Annotated in this window: 19 protein-coding genes and 1 pseudogene; 10 read left to right on the forward strand and 10 right to left on the reverse strand. The window is 68.5% G+C overall.

Features of this window, described 5'->3' with window-relative positions; genetic code table 11:
• Positions 1-6: 6 nt before the first annotated feature.
• On the forward strand, positions 7-285 hold the full coding sequence (locus tag XcodCFBP4690_RS19615) for a hypothetical protein (RefSeq protein WP_104543667.1): 279 nt from the start codon (positions 7-9) through the stop codon (positions 283-285).
• A gap of 121 nt (positions 286-406) precedes the next feature.
• On the opposite strand, the gene XcodCFBP4690_RS19620 is transcribed toward XcodCFBP4690_RS19615, so the two are convergent.
• From XcodCFBP4690_RS19620 to XcodCFBP4690_RS19645, 6 genes are read right to left on the reverse strand one after another with little or no spacing between them, the layout of a single operon-like run.
• Positions 407-1,465 carry an MlaA family lipoprotein gene (locus XcodCFBP4690_RS19620; protein ID WP_104543669.1) on the reverse strand — a complete coding sequence of 353 codons (1,059 nt, stop codon included), beginning with the start codon at positions 1,463-1,465 and terminating at the stop codon, positions 407-409.
• A gap of 11 nt (positions 1,466-1,476) precedes the next feature.
• Positions 1,477-1,770, reverse strand: a complete 294-nt coding sequence (locus XcodCFBP4690_RS19625; protein ID WP_104543671.1) for an STAS domain-containing protein — start codon at positions 1,768-1,770, stop codon at positions 1,477-1,479.
• Positions 1,760-2,443: an MlaC/ttg2D family ABC transporter substrate-binding protein gene (locus tag XcodCFBP4690_RS19630; RefSeq protein WP_104543673.1), complete on the reverse strand. Its 684-nt coding sequence runs from the start codon at positions 2,441-2,443 to the stop codon at positions 1,760-1,762. Before XcodCFBP4690_RS19630 ends, XcodCFBP4690_RS19625 begins: the two co-directional genes overlap by 11 nt.
• Positions 2,440-2,973, reverse strand: coding sequence for an outer membrane lipid asymmetry maintenance protein MlaD (gene mlaD / locus XcodCFBP4690_RS19635; RefSeq protein WP_064507882.1), 534 nt, complete (start codon positions 2,971-2,973; stop codon positions 2,440-2,442). Before mlaD ends, XcodCFBP4690_RS19630 begins: the two co-directional genes overlap by 4 nt.
• Positions 2,974-2,981: 8 nt before the next feature.
• Positions 2,982-3,731 carry an MlaE family lipid ABC transporter permease subunit gene (locus XcodCFBP4690_RS19640; protein ID WP_104543675.1) on the reverse strand — a complete coding sequence of 250 codons (750 nt, stop codon included), beginning with the start codon at positions 3,729-3,731 and terminating at the stop codon, positions 2,982-2,984.
• On the reverse strand, positions 3,731-4,525 hold the full coding sequence (locus XcodCFBP4690_RS19645; RefSeq protein ID WP_104543677.1) for an ABC transporter ATP-binding protein: 795 nt from the start codon (positions 4,523-4,525) through the stop codon (positions 3,731-3,733). The genes XcodCFBP4690_RS19640 and XcodCFBP4690_RS19645 overlap by 1 nt, the downstream gene beginning before the upstream one ends.
• 378 nt (positions 4,526-4,903) lie before the next feature.
• Here XcodCFBP4690_RS19645 and XcodCFBP4690_RS19650 point away from each other — a divergent pair, with 378 nt between their 5' ends.
• The gene (locus XcodCFBP4690_RS19650) at positions 4,904-5,191 is read left to right on the forward strand and encodes a DUF6916 family protein (protein WP_104543679.1); all 288 of its coding nucleotides are present in this window, start codon (positions 4,904-4,906) and stop codon (positions 5,189-5,191) included.
• Between the two features lie 170 nt (positions 5,192-5,361).
• On the opposite strand, the gene XcodCFBP4690_RS19655 is transcribed toward XcodCFBP4690_RS19650, so the two are convergent.
• From XcodCFBP4690_RS19655 to XcodCFBP4690_RS19670, 4 genes are all read right to left on the reverse strand, one after another.
• On the reverse strand, positions 5,362-5,910 hold the full coding sequence (locus XcodCFBP4690_RS19655; RefSeq protein ID WP_104543681.1) for a GNAT family N-acetyltransferase: 549 nt from the start codon (positions 5,908-5,910) through the stop codon (positions 5,362-5,364).
• Between the two features lie 9 nt (positions 5,911-5,919).
• A complete protein-coding gene (locus XcodCFBP4690_RS19660) occupies positions 5,920-6,456 on the reverse strand; it encodes a phage tail protein (protein ID WP_104543683.1) in 537 nt (178 codons plus the stop codon).
• A gap of 60 nt (positions 6,457-6,516) precedes the next feature.
• The gene (locus tag XcodCFBP4690_RS19665) at positions 6,517-7,044 is read right to left on the reverse strand and encodes a phage tail protein (protein WP_104543685.1); all 528 of its coding nucleotides are present in this window, start codon (positions 7,042-7,044) and stop codon (positions 6,517-6,519) included.
• A gap of 67 nt (positions 7,045-7,111) precedes the next feature.
• A complete protein-coding gene (locus XcodCFBP4690_RS19670) occupies positions 7,112-7,663 on the reverse strand; it encodes a phage tail protein (RefSeq protein WP_104543687.1) in 552 nt (183 codons plus the stop codon).
• 297 nt (positions 7,664-7,960) lie between these two features.
• On the opposite strand from XcodCFBP4690_RS19670, the gene XcodCFBP4690_RS19675 reads away from it, so the two are divergent.
• The 8 genes and pseudogenes from XcodCFBP4690_RS19675 (at position 7,961) to XcodCFBP4690_RS19705 (ending at position 24,439) form a co-directional block, all read left to right on the forward strand.
• Positions 7,961-12,703, forward strand: coding sequence for a putative Ig domain-containing protein (locus XcodCFBP4690_RS19675; protein ID WP_208622774.1), 4,743 nt, complete (start codon positions 7,961-7,963; stop codon positions 12,701-12,703).
• A gap of 288 nt (positions 12,704-12,991) precedes the next feature.
• Positions 12,992-16,393 carry an exodeoxyribonuclease V subunit gamma gene (gene recC / locus XcodCFBP4690_RS19680; protein ID WP_104543691.1) on the forward strand — a complete coding sequence of 1,134 codons (3,402 nt, stop codon included), beginning with the start codon at positions 12,992-12,994 and terminating at the stop codon, positions 16,391-16,393.
• Positions 16,390-20,364, forward strand: coding sequence for an exodeoxyribonuclease V subunit beta (gene recB / locus XcodCFBP4690_RS19685; RefSeq protein ID WP_104543693.1), 3,975 nt, complete (start codon positions 16,390-16,392; stop codon positions 20,362-20,364). Before recC ends, recB begins: the two co-directional genes overlap by 4 nt.
• Positions 20,361-20,690: pseudogene (locus tag XcodCFBP4690_RS23480) on the forward strand (exodeoxyribonuclease V subunit alpha); the annotation flags it as partial. The gene recB and the pseudogene XcodCFBP4690_RS23480, both read left to right, overlap by 4 nt.
• Positions 20,679-22,886 carry an AAA family ATPase gene (locus XcodCFBP4690_RS19690; protein ID WP_430523617.1) on the forward strand — a complete coding sequence of 736 codons (2,208 nt, stop codon included), beginning with the start codon at positions 20,679-20,681 and terminating at the stop codon, positions 22,884-22,886. The pseudogene XcodCFBP4690_RS23480 and the gene XcodCFBP4690_RS19690, both read left to right, overlap by 12 nt.
• Before the next feature lie 138 nt (positions 22,887-23,024).
• The gene (locus tag XcodCFBP4690_RS19695) at positions 23,025-23,306 is read left to right on the forward strand and encodes a type II toxin-antitoxin system RelE/ParE family toxin (protein WP_104543697.1); all 282 of its coding nucleotides are present in this window, start codon (positions 23,025-23,027) and stop codon (positions 23,304-23,306) included.
• 16 nt (positions 23,307-23,322) lie between these two features.
• Entirely contained in the window at positions 23,323-23,613 is a 291-nt protein-coding gene (locus tag XcodCFBP4690_RS19700; protein WP_104543699.1) for a HigA family addiction module antitoxin, read from the forward strand.
• 208 nt (positions 23,614-23,821) lie between these two features.
• Positions 23,822-24,439 (forward strand): hypothetical protein, encoded by a 618-nt coding sequence (locus tag XcodCFBP4690_RS19705; protein WP_146091980.1) that lies wholly within the window; start codon positions 23,822-23,824, stop codon positions 24,437-24,439.
• Positions 24,440-24,444 lie beyond the last annotated feature (5 nt).

Genomic DNA, 24,444 nt, shown 5'->3' on the forward strand with positions numbered 1-24,444 from the left:
GTTGCAATGTTGCGCAAGGTCCTGCTTCGTGCCGGCCTGGCGATGCTGGCCCTGAGCAGCCTTGCTGCCTGCGTCACCGCTCTGGCGCTGTGGTCCCACAGCCGGCTGGTTGGCTCCTGTCGGACCGTCACCGTCCTCAACGGCGATCCTGTCACCTGCTTTTACCGTGTCGAATGGATGCCCGACTGGCCAACGGCCGCCGTCGTGTTTGCCGCTGGCGCATCGTTTTGTCTTCTGGCTTCTTGGGTGTCGTTCCACCTCAGAAAGACCGGAAAGGCAGACTGAAACCCTTGGGACCTTGGTCGATGGCTTCGTATCGCCAGCACGGCGATTACGAAAAACCAAGACGCCAAAAGAAAACCCGGGATTGCTCCCGGGTTTTTTCGATTCGCACCTCAGGCGCAGGTCAACGCACCCAGCTCGGAATCGGCATCGCATCCACCGGCACCGTGCTGTCCTTGTCTTCGCGCAGATAGTCGGGCAGTTCGTTGTTCTGCTCGCGATGGCTGCGCAGGTCGCGCACGATCTGGTAATTGCGGCGCTGCATCCAGGCATCGCGGGTCAGCGCGTATTCGTCCGGTGCCTGGTCGCGCAGCGAGTCCAGCGACATCAGCTGCGAGCGCGTATCCACCAGCTGCAGGCCCTGCAGAGCGAAGCGCGCGCCGCCGTCGTCGACCTGGCGCACCCACGACAGCGGAATGTCGCCGCCCAGGCCGAAGGTATCGCGCACGGTTCGCGGCCCGAACAGCGGCAGCTCGAAGTAACGCGAATTACGCCAGCCCCACGCGCCCAGGGTCTGGCCGAAGTCCTCGCTGCGGCGCGGGATGCCCGCCGCGCTGGCCGGGTCGAACAGCCCGGCGATGCCCAGCGTGGAGTTCATCACGAAGCGGCCCAGCGACTGCGCCGCGAAGATCGGGTGGCCCTGCAGCAGCTGGTTGACCATGGTCAGCGGCGTGCCGAGGTTGTCGAAGAAATTGGTCACGCCCAGCCGCGCCGGACCCGGTACCACCTTGGTGTAGGCGGTCGCCAGCGGACGTGCCACGCCGCGGTCCACCGCCAGGTTGAAGCTGTGCATGCCGCGGTTGTAGCGCTCCCACGGGTCGTAGGCCGGTGCGGCGCCCGGCTGCGCGGCAGCGCCGTTGGTGCCGGCCTGCGGGATGGTGGGGCCATACAGCGCGTCGAAGTCGTCCTCGGCGGCGGTGGGGGCGCCGGCGGGCGCCGCATCGGCATCGGCACTGGCGACAGCCTGATCGGCTGGTGCCACTGCGGCCGGTGGCGCGTCGGCTGCGGCGAACCCGGCCGCGGCAGGTTGCGCGGTCACTGCGGAATCGTCGCGGACCGGCGCCTGCGCGCTCGGTGCGGTGTCGCTACTGGCCGAGGAGGGCGGCGCGGACTTCGGCGCCTGGCTGGCGCAGGCGCCGAGCAACAGGCAGGCCAGCAGGGGGAAGGGACGGAACTTGTTCATGTGTGTGGCGCTCAGGCCTGGAAATCGAGAGTGGGGGAGAGGCGATAGGCGGCACGCAGGTCGTCCAGGCCGGACGCCTCGCCCACCACCGCTGCAGGGCCTGCGCCGCGCAGGCGCGCGGCCAGTTCGGCCAGCATCGCAAGGCCGGCACTGTCCAGACGTTGTACACCCGACAGGTCCAGCGTGCGCACGCCATCCAGGTGCGCGATCGCCTGCGGCCAGGCCGCAGTGACCGCTGCACGGTCGAGCACGCCGGTCACCACCAGCGTGTCGCCGTTGCGCTGCACCGGGCTGTTACTTGCCATTGGTCGGCGCCGCGCCGACCTGCATGCTGCCGCTGCGCAGGTCCGCGGCAACCTTGGCGATGCCCTTTTCGCGCAGCGGACCATCGAACTGGGTCTTGAAGGTCTGCACGTAGGAAATGCCTTCGATCATCACGTCGAAGATCTTCCACTGGCCGCCGACATTGCGCATCAGGTAGTCGACCGGGGTCGGGTCGTTGCCGGCACGCAGCAGATCGGTGGACACCTTGACGCCGCGGTTGCCCGGCAGCGCGGTTTCGGACTTGCCGCGGAAGGTCGGCTTGCCTTCGAAGTTGAGCAGCGCGGTGCCGTAGCGCTGCATCAGGTTGTCGGCCATGGCGTCGGCAAACAGCTTGATGTCGGCGTCGGAGGCGCCACGACCGTGCACGCCCAGCACCAGGCGTGCGGCGTAGTCGCGATCGAAGGCCTTGTTCAATTCGCCGTCGATATACTGACGCAGCGCGGCCGGGTTGCTGCGGAATTCGGCGCGGCGCTGTTCCAGCGTGCTCAGGATGCGGGTGCTGCTGTCGATGACGGTCTTGGTGGCCGCGCCTTGCGCAGGCGCGCTGGCGGCGGCCGGCTGCGCCAGCACGGTGGCCGGCTGCGCCAGCACGGTGGCCGGTGCGCACACCAGCAGGGTCGAGGCCAGGACGGCGGAGAGCAGGGTGGTCTTCATTGGTGCGGTTCCGTAGAGGGAGAAGCGGGCTGGGCAGGCGGGGCGGCCTGACCGTCTGCAGCGGATTTATCACCGCCGCCACTGAACATGTACTTGCCGACCAGCTGCAGCAGATCCACCGCCGGCTGGGTGAAACCGATCTCTTCGCCCGGCTTGAGCGTTTCCGGGTCGCCGCCCGGCTGCAACCCGATATAACTCTCGCCCAGCAAGCCGCTGGTGAAGATGCCGGCCGAGGTGTCGGCGGGCAGGTCCTTGTACTTGGTGTCCAGCGACAGCGTGACCACCGAATCGAACTTGGTCGGATCCAGGCTGATGTCAGACACCTTGCCGATGGTCACGCCACCGATCTTCACCGGCGCCTGCGCGCGCAGCTGGCCGATCTGGCTGAAGCGCGCGATCAGGGTGTACTGGCTGGAGCCGAAGCCCCAGCGCTGGTTGGTCGAGGCCACCGCCAGTACCAGCAGCGAGGCCAGGGTCAGCAGCAAAAAGGCGCCGACGGCGAATTCGAGTCGTGGTCCACGCATGGCCATGGGCTATCTCACCTGAACAACATTGCAGAAAGGACGAAGTTAAACATCAGCACCAGCAGCGAGGCGTTCACCACCGCGCGGGTGGTGGCGATCGAGGTGCCTTCGATGGTCGGCTCGGCATGGAAGCCCACATAGGCGGCCACCAGCGCGGCGGTGCCGCCGAAGATCGCCGATTTGAGCATCGCCACGCCGAAGTCGTCCCAGAAGTCCACGCTATTGCTCAGCCCGGACCAGAACGTGCCGTTGTCGATGCCCAGCACGTGCACCGCTTCGAAATAGCCGCCGGTGATGGCCAGCGAGCAGAACACGCCGGTCAGCAGCGGCACCGTCAGCACCGCCGCCCAGAAGCGCGGGGCCACCGCCTTGGCCACCGGGTCGATGGCCATCAGCTCCAGCGCCTTGATCTGGTCGGTGGCGCGCATCAGGCCGAGCTCGGCGGCGATCGAGCTGCCGGCACGGCCGATGAACAACAGTGCGGTCAGCACCGGCGCCAGTTCGCGGTATAGCGACAGCCCCAGCAGCGTGGACAGCGCGTCCGATGCACCGTAGGTGGTGAGCGTGCGGTAGCCCTGCAGTGTCAGCACCAGGCCGACGAAGGCGCCGCCCACCGCAATGATCGGCAGCGAACGCGCGCCCACCTTGTAGATCTCGCGCACCAGCTCGGCGATGAAATCGCGCGTGGGCAACGAGCCGCGCAGCACGGTCAACGAAAACAGCCCGGCGCGACCGAAGGCGCGAATCGAGTCGACGAAGGCCATCAGGCAGCACTCCGGTCGCGCCGCGGCGCGGCATCGAAGGCGATCGGGCCATCCGGCTGCCCGTGCAGGAACTGCTGCACCAACGGGTCGGTGCTGTCCTGCAGCTGTTCGGGCGTGCCGGCGAACACGATGCCGCCGTTGGCGATCACCACCGCCTGATCGCAGATCGGCAGCGTCTCGTGCACGTGGTGGCTGACGATGATGCTGGTCAGGCCCAGGCTGTCGTTGAGGCGCTGGATCAGGCTCATGATCACGCCCGAGGCGATCGGGTCCAGCCCGGTCAGCGGCTCGTCGTAGATCATCAAGGGCGGGTCCAGCGCCAGCGCGCGCGCCAAGGCCACACGCCGCGCCATGCCGCCGGACAACTCGCGCGGCCAGGCATCGGCGGCGGCGAGCAGGCCCACCGCGTGCAGCTTCATCTGGACCAGGCGCTGCAGCACCGGCGCCGGCAGGCGCGTGTGCGTGCGCAGCGGCAATGCCACGTTGTCGGCCACGCTCAGGTCGGTCAACAGCCCATTGCCCTGCAGCAGCACGCCGACATTGCGGCGCATCTCCAGCAGCGCGCGGCTGCCGTGCGGGATGGGATTGCCGAACAAGGTCACGCTGCCAGCCACCGGGCGCAGTTCGCCGGTCAAGGCAGCCAGCAGCGTGGACTTGCCGCTTCCCGACGGACCCAGCACGGCGGTGATGCTGCCGTGCGGCACCTGCAGCGAGACATCACGCAGAATCGCGCGCCCGCCGCGATCGATGCGGACGCCGGACAATTGCACGACAGGGGAAGCGGACGCCGTCATCGAAGCCTTTAACAGAATTCCAACGCGATAGAGTAGCCGTCACACGGCTGAACATAACCGAACCGTGGCGTGCAGTATTGTCGCATTCGCCGGGCCTGCGATGTGGTCGCAGATGGCGCGATCTGCGTAACAGCGTGTCCCGTAGCGCATCCGCTCTGATCCACGCGCGCAACGTACGCCGTAGTAGGGAGCAGTGGGGACGCGATCGAAGCCCCCCGCGATGGTGCATATCGACTTCATGCGCCCGCGATCGTCCTGTGCCGCCTGAGCGTTGGTCGCTGTGATCTGTCGAGTGTGGCGCGTTGCCGGTTCCGACATCTTGTGGGACAAGCGACAAGACGCGAGGATCTACGCTACCTCGTCGCCCAGGAGTCCTCCATGGAGTTGTTGACGCTTGAACATTTCGCCGGCAGCGTCAACGAGACCTTCGCCGCTGCATTGAATGATGGCGAGGTTCCGTTCGTCCTGGTGGAAGCGCGGCCCTTGCAGAACGCACGTCGTTCGCAACGCGCGCCGTTCTCGCTGTTGTTCCGCAATGGTTCGGCGTTCCTGTTTCCGCAGCAGACCTATCAGATGCGTCACGCGCGGCTGGGCGAGATCGGTATCTTTCTGGTGCCGGTGGCACGCGAGCGCGACGGGTTTCTGTATCAGGCCGTCTTCAACTGAGCGCGCCCTGGAACGGCTGACACAGCGACTACGCAGCCGCCAGGCGGATGCGCTCGGTGCTCGGACCAGTCCACGCTTCCGGTGCTGGGCGCGCCGTCCACGCCCACCCGCCCACTGCTCACGACGTTTTGCGGGCTTCTTCCGGATTGGGTAGGCCCAACCTGGCGCTCTCAAGCAGGCGGGTGATCGCTGGGGTGCCAATGCATCTGCAGGTGCGTCTGGGTGCTGTCGCCCGCAACGAATCCCAGGCGTCCATACAGACGTTGGGCGGCGGGATTGGCGTGCAGCACGTGCAATGACACCGTGCCTCCGGCTTCGCGTGCCAGCGCCTGCGCGTGGACAATCAGCTGCGAGCCGATGCCCCGGCCACGCCACTCGGGCAGCAGGCTGATATCCACCACTGTCAGGTGCGTGGCAGCGCGGTGCAGGTACAGGCGGCCGATCCGTAGATCTTCCGCCTGCACGATTGAAAACTCGGCACCGGCAAAATGCTGTCGGTAATGCGCGCGCTGCAGGGCGAACTGCTGCTGCAGGAAGGCGCGCTTGGTCGCTTCCGGCCACGGCACCGGTGCCAGCTCGTCGCTGCGGGTGCTGGCGTAGAGATCTTCCAGCCACGCGATATCGGTGGGCTGCTCCGGCCGCAGTTCAAGCCCCGCTGCGGCGGGTGCGTTTGCGCACAGACGCAATGGCGCGCTGGCCTGCGTAACGCGCCCAGGCATTGGCATCGCCTAATTGAACACCGGGTAGTCGCCCTGCAGCGCGATGCAGAAATTCACCGCCAGATAGGGCTGCCGGTTCTCGTGCGGCAGGCCATTGCCGGTGGGCAACAGCATGGTCGGGGAAAACTGCTTGTCGGGCGCGACCGCCAGGAACGGCCGCTCGTTGTTGATGTTCAGCGACGACAGGGCCGCGCCGCTGGCGGGTGTGCCGGTCCGCTTGGTCGCGTCGGCTTGCGAGAACGCGTTCACTCCGTGCTGATGCATCGGGATCTGCGATTGCTGCAGGCTCACCGAGGCGGAGCCGAAGTTGCTGCCCAGCGGATGCGGGCTCAGGCCAGGCCCCTGGCCCTGCTCACAACCGGCGCGTGCGCAGAAGTTCGGCAACTGGAAGGTGCTGCTGCCGTTGCCGCCGTAGGCCACACCCAGTAGCGAATACAGCGTGGTGTTCTGCGCGACCGGCAGCACGGCGCCGTTGCAAAATGCCCAGCCATAGGGGGTGTAGTCGAAGCCGAACAGCTGGATTTCGCCGATATAGGGTTCGGTCATGAGCGGGTTTCTCCGATGGTGGGGATGCATACCGCAGCCGGGTCGGCGCGGCGCATGGGATCAGGCCTGCTGCGGAAAGATGCCGGTGGTGGCAATGCAGTACTGCACCGTCAGCGTCGGCATGACGTTGCTGTGCGGTTGGCTGCCGCCGGCGAACGAAGTGCTCTGCGCGGACATCGTCACCTGGGTGGCGCCGGTCAGATTAGTGGCGTAGAACAGACCGCCATCGACTGCTCCCGGCACCAGCCCGGCAGGCGCTGTCGCGGTGGCTGCCGCCGTGGTGGCCTGGGCGGTATGCGTATGCGCCGGCATCTGCAGGTCGATCAAGGTCACCGTCTCGGTGCCGGCGCGCTGGCCCAGCACATAGTTGCTCAATCCAGTCCCCTGGCCCTGGTGGATCGGCAGACGACCGCGCAGGTCCGGTACGCCGAAGGTGCTTGTGCCATTGCCGCCGTAGGTGGTGCCGAGCAGCAGGTACAACGGCTCGTAGTCGGAGATCTGCAGCAGGGTGCCGTCGCATGCCTGCCAGCCCTGAGGCGTACGGCCGAAGCCGAACATGCGGATTTCGCCGATGAATGGAGTGCCCATGTGGTCCTTCCTGGTCGATGAAGCGCCGCGCGCCGACAACGCGCCCTGCGCCCGAATGCGGAGACGCCTAGTTGCGCGAGGGGAAGATGCCGGACAGCGCGATGCAAAAATTCAGCGTGGTGTACGGCTGCAGGTTCGGGTGCGCCTGATTGCCGCCGCTGCTGGCGATCGTGGACTGGGCCAGCGGCACCATCGTGCCGGGTGCGGCATACAGTGCGTGCGGCGTGCCCGGCCCCGGGCTGACGACATTGTTGGCAAACAGGCGCCCGGTCGGAGCGCGGTTGTCGCCGTTACCGCTGCTGCAATCGAGTATGTGCAGGTGCGGGGGCAGGTTGTCGCCCACCAGCGTCACGTTCTCCGCGCCGGCGCTCTGGCCGATCGGCGCGGCGGGCGGTTGCCATGCCGGATCCACCGACGGCCCGTAGCCGATGGGCGTGCGGCCGCGCATGTCGGGCAGGCCGAAGGTGGTCTTGCCATCGCCGCCGTAACGGGTGCTCAGCAGGCTGAACAGGGCCTGGTTCTGATTGATCGGCAGCAACTGCCCGTTGCACTGCGCAAAATACTTCGGCGCATAGGTGAAGCCGGTCAGCATGATCTGACCGATGAAGAACTCGCTCATCCAGCTCTCCCGAGTAGATAAACCCCCGGCCTCATGCCAGGAGCAGCCCTACACATACCGGCCGGACCCACACACAGCAAGCCGCGATGCATCAAAACTGGAATGAAGTATTAATTTTTTGTTCTTTAACTGGCAGTCAGTTCCTGTTTCAATGGCGCCGCAGCGCGGATATGCCTTCAAAGGCATGAATGACGCACTGATCTGAGGCACCAGGACTGTTGCCAGCGCCAGCGGGGTGGCGTGTTTCCAGGGGATCATCGAATGTCTATGAATTGCACCGCGGCACGCGGCGTGCGCCTGGCCTTGCAGTGGCTGACGGCGCTGGTGTTGTTGGCGACCTCTCAGGTCGCGCTCGCCGTCTACTGCCCGTCTCCCAAAAGCGCGACCATCAACTCGGGCGGCTCGTGGACCTTCGAGGTCGGCGACTGCGACGGGCCATCCAACTTCGGCATGCAGACCGGTAACGTATCTCCGTCGCATGGCAGCTATAGCCTCCCTGGCCAGAATCCCGACAGCACCGAGCAGGTGACCTACACCAACAACGGGGATGGTGCGACTTCAGACACGTTCACCCTGGGCGATGAGGACGGCAATCAGGTCGTCTTCAACATCACCATCAACCCCACGCGTCAAGCCAGCATTGCGGTCTCTCCCGCCAGCGCCAACGAGAACAGCGGCACCCCGTTCGTCTATACGGTGACGCTGAGCCAGACCAACAGCTCGCCCACGACGGTGAACCTGACCCGCAGCGGGTCCGCCACCAGCGGCACCGACTACTCCGGTGCGGTGAGCAGCGTCGTGGTGCCGGCCAATGCTACCTCCGCCAGTTTCAGTGTCACCCCGATCGCCGATGCGACGGTGGAGGCGGACGAGACGGTGACCTTTACCGTCGCTGCCGGCACCGGCTACTCACCGGGCAGCCCGTCCAGCGCCACCGCCACCATCGTCAACGACGACTTCCCGGTCGCCAGCATCGGCGTGTCGCCGGCCAGCGTCAGCGAAGATGGTGCCGCCAACCTGGTCTACACCGTTACCCTGAGCCAGGCGCCCGTGTCGGCTGTCTCGGTCGGCTTCAACGTAGGCGGCACCGCGACCTCGGGCACCGACTACGCGGCCGTCAGCTCCCCGCTGGTGATTGCGGCCGGGCAGACCACCGGCACGATCACGATCAATCCCACTGCCGACAGCACGGTCGAGTCCGACGAGACGGTGTTGATCGTCCTCGTCGCTGGCACCGGCTATACCGTCGGCTCGCCGTCCAGCGCCACCGGCACCATCCTCAACGACGACCAGCCTGGGTTGAGCATCAACGACGTCTCGGTGAACGAGGGCAACGCCGGCACCACCAACGCGACCTTCACCGTTTCGCTGAGCCAGCCAGCGCCGACCGGTGGCGTCAGCTTCGATATCGCCACCGCCGACGGCACCGCCACCGCGGGCGTGGATTACGTGGCCTCCAGCCTGACCGGGCAGACCATTCCTGCCGGCAGCAGCAGCGCGACCTTCACCGTGCTGGTCAATGGCGACACGCTCAACGAACCCAACGAGACCTTCTTCGTCAACATCAGCAATGTCACCGGCGCCAGCGTGACCGATGCGCAGGGACTGGGCACCATCGTCAACGACGATGCGTTGCCGTCGCTGTCGATCGACGACATCAGCGTGAACGAAGGCAACAGCGGCACCACCACGGCCACCTTCACGGTGAGCCTGAGCCAGGCCAGCGGCCAGACCGTGACGGTCAATTACGCGACCTCCGACGGGACTGCCACTGCCGGCAGCGACTATGTCGCGCGCTCCGGCACGCTGACGTTTGCGCCAGGCACCACCGCGCAGGGCGTGGCGGTTTCCGTCAACGGCGATACCGCGGTTGAACCCAACGAGACCTTCAGCGTCGGTCTGTCGGGCGCCAGCAATGCGACCATCGCCCGCGCCACCGGCACCGGCACCATCAACAACGACGATGCCGTGGTGACGGTGGCACCGGCCTCGTTGCCGGCGGCGACGGCGGGTACGGCCTATAGCCAGAACCTGAGCGCCAGCGGCGGCACCGCGCCGTATACCTATGCGATCACCGCCGGCGCGTTGCCGGCGGGACTGACCCTGAGCAGCAGCGGCGTGCTGTCGGGGACGCCAACGGCCAGTGGCGCCTTCAACTTCACCGTGACTGCCACCGACAGTGGCGCGCCGACCTCCGGTAACCGTGCCTACACCTTGACGGTTGCCGGGCCGACCGTGACCCTGCCTGCGACCGCCCTGCCGGCCGGCACTGCGGGCCAGGCCTACGCGAGCGCGATCAATCCGGCTACCGGCGGCATTGCCCCGTACACCTACGCGGTGACCGCCGGTGCCCTGCCTGCAGGGATCACGTTCGCCGCGAGCACGGGTGCGCTGAGCGGCACCACCACCAGCGTTGGTACCTTCAACTTCAGCGTGACTGCCACCGACAGCACCAGCGGCACTCCGTCGCAGGCCACGCGGGGGTACACCCTGAGCATCGCCGCCCCGCAGATCACGGTGGCGCCGACGACCTTGCCGGGCGCCACGCGCGGCACGGCCTATAGCCAGGCACTGAGCGCCAGTGGCGGCACTGCGCCGTACACCTATTCGATCAGCGCGGGCGCGCTGCCGGCCGGTCTGACGCTGGCCAGCAATGGCACGCTGTCGGGCACGGCCACGGTGGAAGGCACGTTCAATGTCACCGTGGAAGCCACCGATGCGAACAGCTTCACCGGTACGCAAGCCTACGCGTTGACGGTGGCCGGGCCGAACCTGGTGCTGCCGGCCTCCACCCTGCCGGCAGGCACCGCCGGGCAGGCGTACACGGCGACGATCACGCCCGCCACCGGCGGCACTGCGCCGTACAGCTATGCGTTGAGCGCGGGCGCGCTGCCTGCGGGCATCACGCTGGATCCGGCCAGCGGCGGACTGAGCGGCACGCCGACCGTCGCAGGCAGCTTCAACTTCACGCTCACCGTGTCCGACAGCACGCCCAGCCCGGCGGCGCAGGCATCGCGCAGCTATGTGCTCACCGTCAATACGGCCACGCTGGTGATCGCACAGGGCACGCTGCCGCCGGCCGTCAGCGGCACCGCCTACACGCAGACGCTGACCGTCAGCGGCGGCGTGGCGCCCTACACCTTCACCGTGAGCAGCGGCACCCTGCCGGCCGGGTTGACCCTGGCCCCGAACGGCACGCTGTCGGGCACGCCGAGCGCCGAAGGCAGCAGCACGTTCACCATCACCGTGACCGACGCCAGTGCCGCCAGCGCCTCGCAGGCCTACACCTTCACCGTGGGCAGCGCCGCACCGGTGGCGGTGGCAGACACTGCCGTGACCATGGACGCCACCGCAGTGAGCGTGGTGGTGACTGCCAACGACACCGGCACGATCAGCACGATCGCCATTGCCGCCGCTCCTGCCAACGGCACCGCGTTGGTCGATGGCCTGCAGGTGATCTACACGCCGAACGCCGGCTTCATCGGCACCGACGTGCTCAGCTATACCGCAACCGGTACAGGCGGTACCTCGGCGGCGACCACGCTGACCATCACGGTCAACGCGCGGCCGGTGGCGGTGTCGGTCACTGCAGAGGCGGTGCCTGGTGAAGCGCAGCAGGTGGATATCACCCGCAACGCGACCGGTGGGCCGTTCGTGGCCGCTGCGGTGGTCGCGGTGCTGCCGGCCTCGGCGGGTACGGCCAGCATCACCCGTGTCGGCGGTGCGGCCATCGCCTCGGCGGCGGGTGCGTCGGGACCAACGACGGCGGCGACCACCCTGGCCGAGCCGCCCAGCTTCGTGCTGACCTTTACCCCCAACCCGGCGTTCGTCGGCCAGGCCACGGTGCAGTTCACCCTGTCCAATGCGTTTGCCACCTCGGTCCCGGCCAACGTGGTGTTCAACATCGCACCGCGCCGCGACCCGAGCCAGGATGCGGAAGTGCGTGGTCTGATCGATGCGCAATCCGAGTCCACCCGGCGGTTTGCACGGGCGCAGATCGATAACTTCCAGCGCCGTCTGGAAGCGACTCACCGCGGTGGCGGCGGCGTCAGCAACGCGGTGAGCTTCCAGCCCACCTCGCATTGCCGTGAGGCCGACCGCGGCATCAGTGCGCAGCCCTGCAGCCCGGACACGCAGGACGCCGACAACGACTTCCGCGACGCGCCAGCGGTAGCGGCAGGCAGCAGCACCGGTGCGCAGGGCCAGGGTGATCTGGGTCTGTGGATCGGCGGTGCGATCCGCTCGGGTAGCCTCAACCGGCAGGCCAACAGCAACGGCGTGGATTTCCAGACCGATGGCTTGAGCGTGGGTGCCGATTACCGGCTGGCATCGTCGCTGGCGATCGGCGCGGGCCTGGGCTGGGGTCGCGACGACAGCGATGTGGGCACGCGCGGCAGCCGCATCAGGGGCACCGCCTACACCATGGCGCTGTATGCCAGCTTCCACCCGGGCAAGGCGTTCTTCTTCGACACCCTGGTGGGATACCAACTGTTGTCCTACGACCTGCGCCGCTTCGTCACCGACGACAGCTCGCTGGCCGAGGGCAACCGCGACGGCAAGCAGTGGATCGCCTCGCTGTCCACCGGCGCCGATCTGCAACGCGGCGATCTGCAGATCACCCCATATGCGCGCGTGGATGTGGCACGCGCCACGCTGGATGGCTATGTGGAAGACGGCGTGGCGCCGTTCGCACTGCGCTATGCCGACATGGATGTGGCCACCAGTACCGGCAACCTGGGCCTGCGCCTGGAGTGGCGCCGCGAAGTGGCCTGGGGCCGGCTGACCCCGCAGTTGCGCGTGGAGTATCAACGCGACTTCCAGGGGCGCGGCGATGCCACCTTGAGCTATGCCGATCTCAGCGGCGGTCCGTTCTATCGCACCGGGCAGGCCGCGTTCGATCGCAATCGCCTGATGGTGGGTATCGGCGCGGCGTTGTTGACCGAGCAGGGCCTGTCCACGCGGCTGGAATACCGCGGCATCACCGACGGCGACAGCGGTAACGATCAGACTTGGATGATCAATCTGGAAAAGAAATACTGATCGCGCTGCGCGCCACGCCATAAGCCAACCCACTGGGCCGGACGTGATGTTCGGTCCAGTGCGTTTGGGCCGGTGCGCAGCGGTGCCATGGCCTGGCGCGAAGGTGGGCGGTCGTCGGAGGAAGCCCCCGATCTGCAGTGCGTTCGCCTGGCTGCCAATCGCGCATCCCAGGCAGATGCTGCGGGATCGGTATCCGGTCAAGCACCGGTGGCGGTTCCTGCTGGCTAATGGCCGGCGTTACGTCCGCGAGCGCGCGCCTGTGCGGCATCCGGCACAATGCATGCACGCATGCACGCCACGTCCGCGCCCGATTTCCGTCTTTATCCATCCAATGCGCTGGATACCCTGGCGGCCCTGCTCGCGCAGGAGCTGCGCCGGCCGGTGCCCGGGCAGCCGTTGTTGCAGCCGGAGGTGGTGCTGATTCCGCAGGTGGCGATGCGGCGCTGGTTGCAGTCCACGCTGGCGGCCGAGCACGGCGTGGCGGCGAATCTGGAGTTCCTCACCCCCGGCGAATTCGTCGCGCGCGCGCTGGAGCGTAACCTCGGCCCGGCCGACGACGATCTGGACATGGCTACCACGCAGTGGCGGCTGTACGCCGCGCTGCAGGCCGATCTGGGCGGCGATGCGGCACTGGCGCCGCTGGCCGGCTATCTGGCCGATGGCGATGCGCTCAAGCCCTGGGCGCTGGCCGGCGAGCTGGGCAGCGTGTTCGAGAAGTACCAGGCCTGGCGCCGCGACTGGTTGCTGCGCTGGGAGAGTGGCGCCGATGCGGACGATCCGCAGGCGCGGCTGTGGCGCAGCATCGCCACCGGCCGGCAGTACCGCGCGCGCCGCATCGGCCAGTACCTGGACCGCTACGCCCGTGACGATGGTCCGTTGCCGCAGGGCCTGCCGGCGCGGCTGTTCGCCTTCGCCATCCTCAATATCTCGCCCGACGTGCTGCGCGTGCTGGCCACGCAGGCGCGCGTGGGCACGCTGCATTTCTATCTGCCCACACCCACGCGAGGGTATTGGGGCGATCTGCAGACCCTGTGGCAACGCCGCCGCGAGGGTGGGGCGGCGTTGTTCGCCGACCAGGTGCAGGAAAACCCGCTGCTGCAGGCCTGGGGCGCGGCCGGTCGCGACTTCATGGCCTTGATCGGCGATTACGAAGTGGTGCACCCGCTGGCCGAAATCGCCGCCTATGCCGATCCGCTGGAGTCCGGCCGCCGCCCGCTCGCCGACGGCGGCCTGGGCGACAGCCTGTTGCGGCGCATGCAGAGCGACCTGTTCCATCGCCGCGCTCCGGCGGTGCCGGCCGCGTTGCCGGCGGTCGATCTCCACGACCCCAGCCTGCAGGTGCACGCCTGCCACACCCGCCTGCGCGAGCTGCAGGTGCTGCACGACCAGCTGCGCGCGCTGCTGGACGATGCGCGCTTCGAACCGCCGCTGCAGCCGCGCGAGATCGCGGTGCTGTCGCCGGATATCGACCCGTACGTGCCGTATCTGGACGCGGTGTTCGGCAGCCACGGCAACGACGACGCATTGCCGTATGCCTTGGCCGACGCCAGCCCGCTGGCGAGCGAACCGCTGGCCGAGGTGTTTGTCACCCTGCTGAAGCTGCCGATCGCACGTTTCGGCCTGCACGAGATCCTGGACCTGATCGCCAGCGCGCCGATCGCCGAAGCCGCCGGCCTGGACGAGGCCGGGCTGGAACGCCTGCGCGGCTGGCTGCATGCCGCCGGCGCGCGCTGGGGCCTGGACGCCATGCATCGGCGCCAGCACCAGGCCCCGGGCGACGACGCCTACACCTGGCGCTTCGCGCTGGACCGGCTGCTGCTCGGCCACGCCAGTGGTGCCGACGACGATATCGACGGCGTGGCGCCGTGGCCGCAGCTGGAAGGCAGCGCGCTGGCCGCGCTGGACACGCTGCTGCGCCTGTTGCGCGTGCTGGAGCGGCATCAGGCCGCACTGGCCGAGGCGCTGCCGCCGGCCACCTGGCGCGAGCGCCTGCTGGAGCTGTTGGATGCGCTGATTCCCACCGCGCCTTCGGCCCCGCGCGCGCAGCGCGCGCTGGACCGCCTGCGCAGCCTCATCGACCAGTTCGCCCGCGATGCGCAACGCGCCCAATACCCCGGCACCGTCCCCGCCGAGGTGGTGCGCGCGCACTTTGCCGCCGTGCTGGGCGAATCGGACACGCGCGCACCGCTGCTCACCGGCGGCATCAGCTTCGGGCGCATGGTGCCGATGCGCTTGCTGCCGTTCCGGGTGATCTGCCTGCTGGGCATGAACGATGGCGACTTTCCGCGCCGCGACCCGGCCGCCGGGCTCAACCGCCTCACCGCCGAACTGGGCACTGCGCGCCGCCGCCACGGCGACCGTTCCACCCGCGAGGACGACCGCTTTTTGTTCCTGCAATTGTTCGCCTCCGCACAGGACGTGTTCTACCTGAGTTATCTCGGCGCCGATGCGCGCGATGGCAGCCCGCGCGAGCCCTCGGTGCTGGTCAGCGAATTGCTGGCCACCGCGGCGCATTACCACGCCGCCGCCGATGCCGCCGGTACCCTGGTGGTGCAGCACCCGCTGCAGCCGTTCGCCGCGGCCGCCTTCGGTGCGCAGAGCGACGCAGGTGCGGACCCGCGCCGTTTCAGCTATCGCCGGCAATGGCGCCCGGCCGTGGACAGCCTCACCGGCCAGCGCCAGCCGCTGGCGCCGTGGGTGGCCGGCGCGCTGCCGGCCGATGACAGCGGCTTGCCGGACAGCGTATCCATCGACGAGTTGCGCCGGCTGTTCGGCGACCCGGCCGGGCAGTTCCTGCGCCATCGCTTGGGGATGCGCCTGCCCGATCCGGCCAGCGAAGACAGCGATCTGGAACCGCTGCTCGCACCCACGCGCGGGCTGGATCAATACGGCTTGCAGCAACAGGTGTTCGAGGCCGCGTTGGCCGATGAAGTGGACGGGCTGTACGAACGTCTGCGCGCACGCGCGCTGCTGCCGTCCGGCCCGCTGGGGCGGCGCCAGCTCGACGAACGGCTGGCGCAACTGCGCCCGTATGCGCAGGCCTTCCGGCAGTGGCGTGGCGAGGCCGACGCGCAGTCGCAGCGGCTGCAGGTGCAGATCGGCGATGTCGCGCTGCATGGCCGCGTGCCTGGCTGGTATGCGCACGGCGTGGGGCGCGTGCAGGTGGGCGCGCTCACCGGCCGCAACGCGATTCGTCATGGACTGGAATGGCTGCTGCTGCGCGCCGCCGGCGAGCAGGTGCCGTACGTGCGCTTCTTCGAGCACGACGACGGCCTGGGCCCGCATCCCATCGATGCACAGCCGCTGGCGCAGGCGCAGGCGCGCGCCGCGCTGGGCGAGCTGCTGCAGCTGTATCGGCGCGGCCTGCAGGCACCGCTGCCGTTCGCGCCCTATAGCAGCTGGAAATACCACCAGGCCGCGCGCGGCGACGATCTGGACAAGGCCATCAAGGACGCGGCCGGACAATGGCAGGCCAGCTTCGGCTGGAGCGAATCGCACAGCCCGGAGCTGCGCCTGGTCAACCGCGGCCGCGACCCGTTCGCCGATGCGCAGCGGTTCAGCGCGTTCGCCAGCACCAGCCATCGGCTCTACGACCTGCTGGAACGCGCCAACACCGACGCAACGCTGGATCCGCAGCGCGTGATCGAAAGCTGGCGGCACTGGCATGGCGCACAGGACGAGGGCGAATGAGCGCGCCCACCGTGACCGACCCGTATCTGCAGCTGCCGCTGGACGGCGTGCGCCTGATCGAAGCCAGCGCCGGCACCGGCAAGACCTTCACCCTGGCCACGTTGTTCACCCGCCTGGTGGTCGAGCGCGGCCTGCGCATCGGCCAGATCCTGGCGGTGACCTTTACCGAGGCCGCCACCCAGGAATTGCGCCGGCGCATCCGCGAGCGCCTGGCGCTGGCCGCCACGCTGGTCCCCGATGCGCCATCGCCTTTCGTAGGAGCGCACCCGGGCGCGACCGACCCGGCGCCCGCGGCTCCTGTAGGAGCGGCCCATGCCGCGACCGACCTCGCCGACAACCCGTCGCGGCCAGGGCCGCTCCTACAGGACGCCCCCGACGTCCTGCTCACCCGCGCCATCCTCGCCACGCACCTGGCCGCCGGCACCGAGACCCCCGCCGCGCTGCACCGCCGCCTGCAGCAGGCCGTGGAAGAAATCGACCTGGCCGCGGTATTCACCATCCACGGTTTCTGCGCGCGCGTGCTGCGCGAACACGCACTGGAAAGCGGCCAGGCCTTCGCCGCCCCGCAGCTGCTCGCCAACGACCGCGAACTGCTGGGCGAAGTGGCCGCCGACCTGTGGCGCCAGCGTGCCGCCGATCCGGCGATGGCCGAAGACCTGATCGCCCTGTGGTCGGGCGGCCCGCCAGCACTGGCCACGGATCTGCGCGCCTTGCTGCGCCATACCGCGCTGCTGCCGGCAGTCTCTCCCGACAGCGACGATGCCGCCGCCTTGCTGCAGGCCGTGAATGCTGCCAGCCACGCCCTGGCGGCCGCCTTCCAGGCGCAGGGCACGGCGTTTTTCGAGGCATTGATGGCGGCCATCGACGGCGGCGTGCTGAGCAAGGTCAGCTACAAACCCGACTGGCTCACTGCGCTGTGGCACTGGTTCGAGGATTTCGCGGCGGCACCGTCGCAGGACAGCGCACCGCATCCCAAGCTGATCAAGTTGACCGCGGCCGAACTAGCATCTGGCACCAACAAGAAATTCGTCGATCGCACCCCGGCCTCGCCGCTGAGCCACGCCATCGATGGCTATCTCACCGCGCTGGCCGGTGTCGAACAATGGCGGACACGCCGCCGCATCCGCCTGCTGCACGCCCTGCGCGAAGACGCCATCGCCCGGCTGGCCCTGCTCAAGCGCCAGCGCCGCGTGCAGACCTACGACGACCTGGTCGACGGCGTGGCGCAGGCGCTGGAAGGCCCGCAGGCCGACGCGCTGGTCAGGCGCCTGCGCGCGCAATACGCCATCGCGCTGGTGGACGAATTCCAGGACACCGACGACCGCCAGTGGGCGATCTTCTCCAGCGTGTTCGGCAACGGCGCGCTCGCGCAGGCGGCCGAATTCGCGCCGTCGCTGTTTCTGATCGGCGACCCCAAGCAGGCCATCTATGGCTTTCGCGGCGGCGATGTGCGCACCTATCTGGCCGCGGCGATCAGCGCCGAACCGGCCCCGCCGCTGAGCCACAATTTCCGCTCGCGCCCCGGCGTGCTGGCGGCGATCGACGCGCTGTACGCGCAGGCCGGCTACACCGACGCCTTCCTCACCGACGGCATCGCCTTCCATCCGGTGCAGCCGGGCACCAAGCGCCTGGACACCGACCTGCAACGCGACGGTGCCACCGCCCCGGCGCTGACGCTGTGGCGTGCGCCAGAGCCGCCACCGCCTGCGAAAGGAAAACCCAAGCCCTGGAGCGCCGGCCGCGCCCGCGAGCTGGCCACCGCCGCCTGCGTGGCCGCGATCCGCGGCTGGCTGGCCGCTGGCCGCGACGGCACCGCCACCATCAACGCACTTCCGGTGCAGGCCGGTGACATCGCGGTGCTGGTGCGCAGCCATGGCGAGGCCACCCGCATCCAGCAGGCGCTGGGCGCGGTGGGCATTCCCGCGGTGGCCGCCGGCAAGCAGAGCCTGTTCGCCACCGACGAAGCACTTGAAGTGCTGGCACTGCTGCAGGCCCTGCTCGACCCGGGCGACGACAGCCGCCTGCGCGCCGCACTGGCCACGGTGCTGATCGGGCAGGACGCCATCGCCATCGCCACCCTGGAACACGACGGCGAGCGGCATCGCCGCTGGCAGCAGCAGGCGCTGGACTGGCGCGAACGCTGGCAACGCGGCGGCCCGCTGGCGCTGATCGGCGAACTCGGCGCCGCGCACGGACAGCGCCTGCTGGCCCTGGTCGATGGCGAACGCCGCCTCACCAATTACCTGCAACTGGCCGAACTGCTGCAGGAAGCCGACGCGCGCGCACTCGGCCCGCACGGCCTGGTCGACTGGCTGGCGCGCCGCATCGCCAATGCCGACGACAACGACGAAGCGCAGCAACTGCGGTTGGAATCGGATGCGCGCCGCGTGCAGATCGTCACCCTGCACAAGAGCAAGGGCCTGGAATACCCGCTGGTGTTCCTGCCCTACATCGGCATCGGCCGTAGCGACAAGGGCGCTGGCCGCCATTGCGTGGTGCATGCGCCGCAGACCGGCCGCCAGCTGCACTGGAACGTGTCCAAGTGGAGCCGCGACGACGACCCGGCCTGGAGCGCGGCCGAAGCGGCCTGGAAGCAGGAACAACGCGCCGAAGACGCGCGCCTGCTGTATGTCGGCCTGACCCGCGCCGAGCACGCGCTGTGGATCGCCAGCGGCAGTTTCCACCAGCACGAACGCACGCCGTTGGCCGGCATGCTGCGTGCGCTCGATGCACTGCAGGGTGCGGTCGGCGAGGGCGTGGTGGTGGTCGACACGACAACCCCGCCGGCCGAGTTGCCACGCCTGCCACCACCGCCCGAGGCGCAGGTGCCGCCTGCGCGCATCCCGCAGCGGCAGATCGCCCCGGACTGGTGGGTCTACAGCTTCACCCAGCTGGCCAACGCCGACGCCGGCACCGCCACCGACCCGATGGCCAGCGCCACCGTGGTGGGCAGTGGCGGCACCGACGAACCCGCCAGCGACGCCGCGGCCGCGGTCACCGAGGCCGAACCGTTCGATCCGCGCTTTGCCGGCAACCGCTTCGGCGTGGTGATGCACGACGTGTTCGAGCGTTGCGACTTCGCCGCCTGGCAGCACTGGCGCCCCGGCGACCCCGCGCCTGAGGGCCAGGTCGCCCCGATCATCGACGCCCTGCAACGCGGCGGCTACGCGCAGGACGAGCTCGATGACGGCCTGCGCATGCTCACCGCGCTGATCGGCAACACCCTCACCGTGACCCTGCCCGAAGGCACCACCCTGGCCGCCGTGCCCGAGCCGCAGCGCCGCAACGAAATGGAATTCCACTTCGCCATGCAGCCCACCCGCGTGGACGCGCTGCTGGCCCTGCTGCATCGTTTCGAGGTGGTCGGCGACCGCCAGGCCTTCGGCGCACGCCAGCGCCTGGAAGGCCTGATGACCGGCCTGATCGATCTCACCTACACCGTCGACGGCCGCTGGTACGTGCTGGACTACAAATCCAACCGCCTGCCCAGCTACGAACCCGACGCCCTGGCTCGCGCCATGGCGCACAGCGAATACACCCTGCAGGCACTGATCTACACCGTGGCGCTGCACCGCTGGCTGCGCTTCCGCCTGGGCGAGGCCTACGACTACGCCCGCGACTTCGGCGGCGTGCGCTACCTGTTCTGCCGCGGCCTGGATGCGTCACGCCAGGACACGGACGAGGCCGTGCCGAATGCCATGCCCGCACCGGCTGCCGGGGCCGACGCTCCACGCGACGGAGCGTCCGCACCCGGCGTCTACGCCTGGCGCTTCGACCCGGCGTTGGTCCATGCGCTGGATGCCCTGTTCGCCGGCAAGCCGAAAGATCCCGGTCCTAGCAACACCCCACAATCCCCTTCCTCCCAGCAGAGCGACGCCTCAAAGCCCCTCTCCCCCCGGGACCTCGGTCCCCTTCAAGGGGAGAGGGGTTGGGGTGAGGGCGCGTCCGCCCCGGGAACCCCCACCGCATGACCCCCACGAGCCTGCTCACCGCCCTCCACCAGGCCGGCGCCCTGCGCACGCTGGACGTAGCCTTCGCGCAAAGCCTGCAACGGCTTGCCCCAGACACCGACCCACAGGTCCTGGCCGGCGCCGCGCTCGCCTCGCTGGCCGTCACCAGCGGCCACGCCGGGCTGGACCCGGCTCGCGCCGCCATGCTGCTGGACCCACGCGATGGTCCCCCGCCCACCTTGCCGGACCCCGCCGACTGGCAACGCGTGCTCGCCGCCTCGCGCTGGGTCGACCAACCCGCGCCCGATCAGCCCGCCGCCGCAGACCGCCCGCTGGTGCTCGAGCATGGCCTGCTCTACCTGCGTCGCTATCGCGAATACGAACGCCGCCTGGCGCTGGGCCTGCAGCGCATCGCCGCCCAGCCCATGCCCGCGTTCGACGCCGCGGCGCTGGCACCGCTGTTCGCGCAGTTGTTCCCGAACGCAGCCGCCTCATCCCCTCTCCCCCCGGGAGAGGGTGCCCGAAGGGCGGGTGAGGGTACGGGCCTGCCCGAGCCATCCATCGACCGCCAGGCCCAGGCCGCCGCGCTGGCCCTGCGCCGCGCGCTGCTGCTGGTCACCGGCGGCCCCGGCACCGGCAAGACCACCACCATCGCCCGCCTGCTATTGCTGCGCATTGCCCAGGCGCAGGCCTCCGGCCAGCCACTGCCCCGCATCGCCCTGGCCGCCCCCACCGGCCGCGCCGCCGAGCGCATGGCCGAGAGCCTGCGCCTGGCCGTGGCCCGCGCGATGGAGCAGGGCCAGCCACCCCCCTCCGCCGCACCGACCCCGGACACGTCGCCTCTCACGTCTACCGCACCGCACCCAGACGCTTCCCCTCTCCCGCCTGCCGGACTGCACCCGGACACTTCCCCTCTCCCGTCTACCGCACCACACCCAAACACTTCCCCTCTCCCGCCTACCGCACCACACCCAAACACTTCCCCTCTCCCGCCTGCACCACACCCGGACGCTTCCCCTCTCCCGCCTGCACCACACCCGGACGCTTCCCCTCTCCCGCCTGCGGGAGAGGGTGCCCGCAGGGCGGGTGAGGGCAACTCCCCCACCGCCCCCTCCTGGACCACCGCCCTGCCCACCGGCGCCAGCACCCTGCATCGCCTGCTCGGCGTCATCCCCGATGCCCCGCAGTTCCGCCACACCGCCGACAACCCCTTGCCATTCGACCTGATCGTGGTCGACGAAGCCTCCATGGTCGACCTGCCACTGATGTGCAAGCTGGTCGAAGCCGTCGCCGACGGCACCCAGCTGATCCTGCTCGGCGACGCCGACCAGCTGCCCTCGGTGGAAGCCGGCGACGTGCTCGCCGCCATCCTGCAGGCCGCCGGCCCCGGCGATGCACTGCAGCCGGACGACGCCCACGCCCTGCAACCGCTGCTCGGCAGCACGCCTGTCGCCACGTCCACGCCTGCCCACACCGGTGGGCTCGCCGGCCACCGCGTGCACCTGCTGCGCGGCTACCGCCAGGCAGACGACTTCGCCCTGGCCCCACTGGCCGACGCCATCCGCGCCGGCGATGCCGACACCACGCTCGCCCTGCTGCGCAGCGGCGACCTGCCCGGCGTGCACTTCCACGAAGACGGCGACGACCCGCTCAGCGACGGCCGCGACGCGCTGTTCGCCCACTGGCGCGCGCTGGCCGACGCCACCGACCCGGCCGCCGCCCTGCGTGCAGCCGGGCGCCTGCGCCTGCTCACCGCCGTGCGCGCCGGCCCGCAGGGCGCGCGCGGCCTCAACGCCCGCATCGAACAACTGCTGGCCGACACCGGCGCCGGCACCCGCCGCCTGGGCAGCGGCGCGCCCTGGTTCCACGGCCGCCTGCTGCTGATCACCGAAAACAGCTACCGCCACGGCCTGTTCAACGGCGATGTCGGCATCTGCTTGCACAGCGAGGCGAACCGCTCTCCGGGCCCAAACGACGCGAATTTCTTCGCAGGGCACAGCGAAGCACATCCATCGTCGGAACGACGCGCAGCGGATCCCTCGGCTGCGCGAAGCGCCACAGGCGCCGCGCCGCCGTCCGGCGACCAAGCGCCCTCGTCCTGGCCAGGCCAACCTTCCGGCAGCCCGCACCGCCACGCTGCCGGCGCCGAGCGCCGTGCGCAAGGCCCGTTGGTCGCCTGGTTCGCAGGCGACGGCGACGGCCAGGTGCGCGGCTTCCACCCCGCCGCCTTGCCGGCCCACGAAAGCGCCTTCGCCATGACCGTGCACAAGGCCCAGGGCAGCGAATTCGACACCGTGTGGCTGCAGCTGCCCACCCGCGACGCCCGCGTGCTCAGCCGCGAACTGCTCTACACCGGCATCACCCGCGCCCGCCGCGCCCTGCACCTGGCCGGCAGCGAAGCGGTCATCCGCGCCGCACTCGCAAGGCACGCCGCTCGGATCTCTGGGCTGGCGTGGCGATTGGGTGCGCAGCAGCAGGCGGTACCCGCCAAGCCAGCAACAGAACCACCCACTGTCATGCCCGTGCAGGGGTCGTTGTTCTGATGAAGGGTGTTGAACGAAAGTTGAGTTACAGCAAGAGCTAGTTATCCGAAATTTTCGGATGACTGCTGCCTACGGAAGCTGACGACCATCCAGCCATAACGGCTTGCGTCATATGACGGGTCGCGTTATGGTTGCTGCATGATCAGGAGCTTTATCGACAAGGAAGCCGAAAAGATCTGGCTGGGTGAGCGCTCCCGCCGGTTGCCGGCCGACATCCAGTCGGTCGCGCGCCGCAAGTTGCGCATGCTCAACGCTGCCGCGCACCTCGACGATCTGCGCATTCCACCCGCCAACCGGCTGGAAGCGTTGAAGGGCGAGCGGCGCGGGCAGTACAGCATCCGGATCAACGATCAGTGGCGCATCTGCTTCCGATGGATGCAGGGCGATGTCGCCGAGGTCGAAATTGTCGATTACCACTGAGCACAGGCATCTGCCCATGACAGTCCTACCCAACATTCATCCAGGCGAAATCCTGCTCGAAGAGTTTCTCGAGCCACTGGGCATCAGCCAGAACGCGCTGGCGCGCGCAACCGGCGTGCCGCCGCGCCGCATCAATGAAATCGTACTGGGCAAGCGCGGTATCACCGCCGATACCGCCGTGCGTCTGGCTGCAGCGTTGGGAACCACCGAGCGCTTCTGGCTGGGCCTGCAAGCCGATTACGAACTGGAACAAGCGCATCGTGCGCTGGGCGACCTGCCGGCTCGCATCAAGCGCCTGGCGGCGTGATACGGATTTTTTCGACATAGTTATTGAACAACGTATCTGACGCGATGCCATCAACTTCTCACCCCGTGTTTTCTAGTTGGGGCGATGACAAGCCCAGCCCTGCTGATGCACGGACTGGCCCGCATTCGAAGGCGATGAATTGACACCAATCCTGAGAACTTCACTGCTCGGCGTAGCTTTTATAGGGGTGGCACTGGGAGCCACTTCGGTGACTTCCTATGTTGCGGAGATAGCAGAACAGCCCGCATTGCAGCAGCCACCTGCGGCACTATCAAAAGATGACGTGATCCGGATCTGGACGGCGATCGCTGATCAGCGCTATCCCGTCTACCTTTCGGCGCAGGACTTTGAAAATCCCTCCGCACAGGGGAGGCGCAAGCCGGTGATGTTGCTCGATCGATCTACCCCGACCTGCGCAGGCGGCAGAGCGCAGCAGGTATGTGACTCGAACCTGGATCAAAAGCTGCTCTCATCTGCTGCCGCCGATGCATTCGTATCAAAGCAGGCAAGGCAGACATTGTTGCTGGCAAATACGGCCCAGGTGGACGTACGGCTGCCCGACAGTATCTATATTCGAACGGCGTCGACAGCTCAGGTCGATGCCCTGCTGGTCGATATCAACTGGTCCAATTTCTACAAGGCCTTCCCGGGAACAGCGGGATATCTGCGAATAAGCGTGCCGGTTCCCGTCGACAGTGGACCGCGTTCCCTGGTATATGCCGAACAACGTTGCCACGGACGATGTGGCACGGGCATGCTTTATCTTCTGACCCGCGCGGAAAATGGGTGGAAGATCACCAACCGTCTTGAGCTATGGGTGACCTGAGCGGG

The organism is Xanthomonas codiaei (assembly GCF_002939785.1).
Taxonomy (GTDB): domain Bacteria; phylum Pseudomonadota; class Gammaproteobacteria; order Xanthomonadales; family Xanthomonadaceae; genus Xanthomonas; species Xanthomonas codiaei.

Coding starts and splice junctions, on each gene's coding strand:
- XcodCFBP4690_RS19615 (WP_104543667.1), top strand. CDS start 7: ATGTTGCGCAAGGTCCTGCTTCGTGCCGGCCTGGCGATGCTGGCCCTG.
- XcodCFBP4690_RS19620 (WP_104543669.1), bottom strand. CDS start 1,465: ATGAACAAGTTCCGTCCCTTCCCCCTGCTGGCCTGCCTGTTGCTCGGC.
- XcodCFBP4690_RS19625 (WP_104543671.1), bottom strand. CDS start 1,770: ATGGCAAGTAACAGCCCGGTGCAGCGCAACGGCGACACGCTGGTGGTG.
- XcodCFBP4690_RS19630 (WP_104543673.1), bottom strand. CDS start 2,443: ATGAAGACCACCCTGCTCTCCGCCGTCCTGGCCTCGACCCTGCTGGTG.
- mlaD (WP_064507882.1), bottom strand. CDS start 2,973: ATGGCCATGCGTGGACCACGACTCGAATTCGCCGTCGGCGCCTTTTTG.
- XcodCFBP4690_RS19640 (WP_104543675.1), bottom strand. CDS start 3,731: ATGGCCTTCGTCGACTCGATTCGCGCCTTCGGTCGCGCCGGGCTGTTT.
- XcodCFBP4690_RS19645 (WP_104543677.1), bottom strand. CDS start 4,525: ATGACGGCGTCCGCTTCCCCTGTCGTGCAATTGTCCGGCGTCCGCATC.
- XcodCFBP4690_RS19650 (WP_104543679.1), top strand. CDS start 4,904: ATGGAGTTGTTGACGCTTGAACATTTCGCCGGCAGCGTCAACGAGACC.
- XcodCFBP4690_RS19655 (WP_104543681.1), bottom strand. CDS start 5,910: ATGCCTGGGCGCGTTACGCAGGCCAGCGCGCCATTGCGTCTGTGCGCA.
- XcodCFBP4690_RS19660 (WP_104543683.1), bottom strand. CDS start 6,456: ATGACCGAACCCTATATCGGCGAAATCCAGCTGTTCGGCTTCGACTAC.
- XcodCFBP4690_RS19665 (WP_104543685.1), bottom strand. CDS start 7,044: ATGGGCACTCCATTCATCGGCGAAATCCGCATGTTCGGCTTCGGCCGT.
- XcodCFBP4690_RS19670 (WP_104543687.1), bottom strand. CDS start 7,663: ATGAGCGAGTTCTTCATCGGTCAGATCATGCTGACCGGCTTCACCTAT.
- recC (WP_104543691.1), top strand. CDS start 12,992: ATGCACGCCACGTCCGCGCCCGATTTCCGTCTTTATCCATCCAATGCG.
- recB (WP_104543693.1), top strand. CDS start 16,390: ATGAGCGCGCCCACCGTGACCGACCCGTATCTGCAGCTGCCGCTGGAC.
- XcodCFBP4690_RS19695 (WP_104543697.1), top strand. CDS start 23,025: ATGATCAGGAGCTTTATCGACAAGGAAGCCGAAAAGATCTGGCTGGGT.
- XcodCFBP4690_RS19700 (WP_104543699.1), top strand. CDS start 23,323: ATGACAGTCCTACCCAACATTCATCCAGGCGAAATCCTGCTCGAAGAG.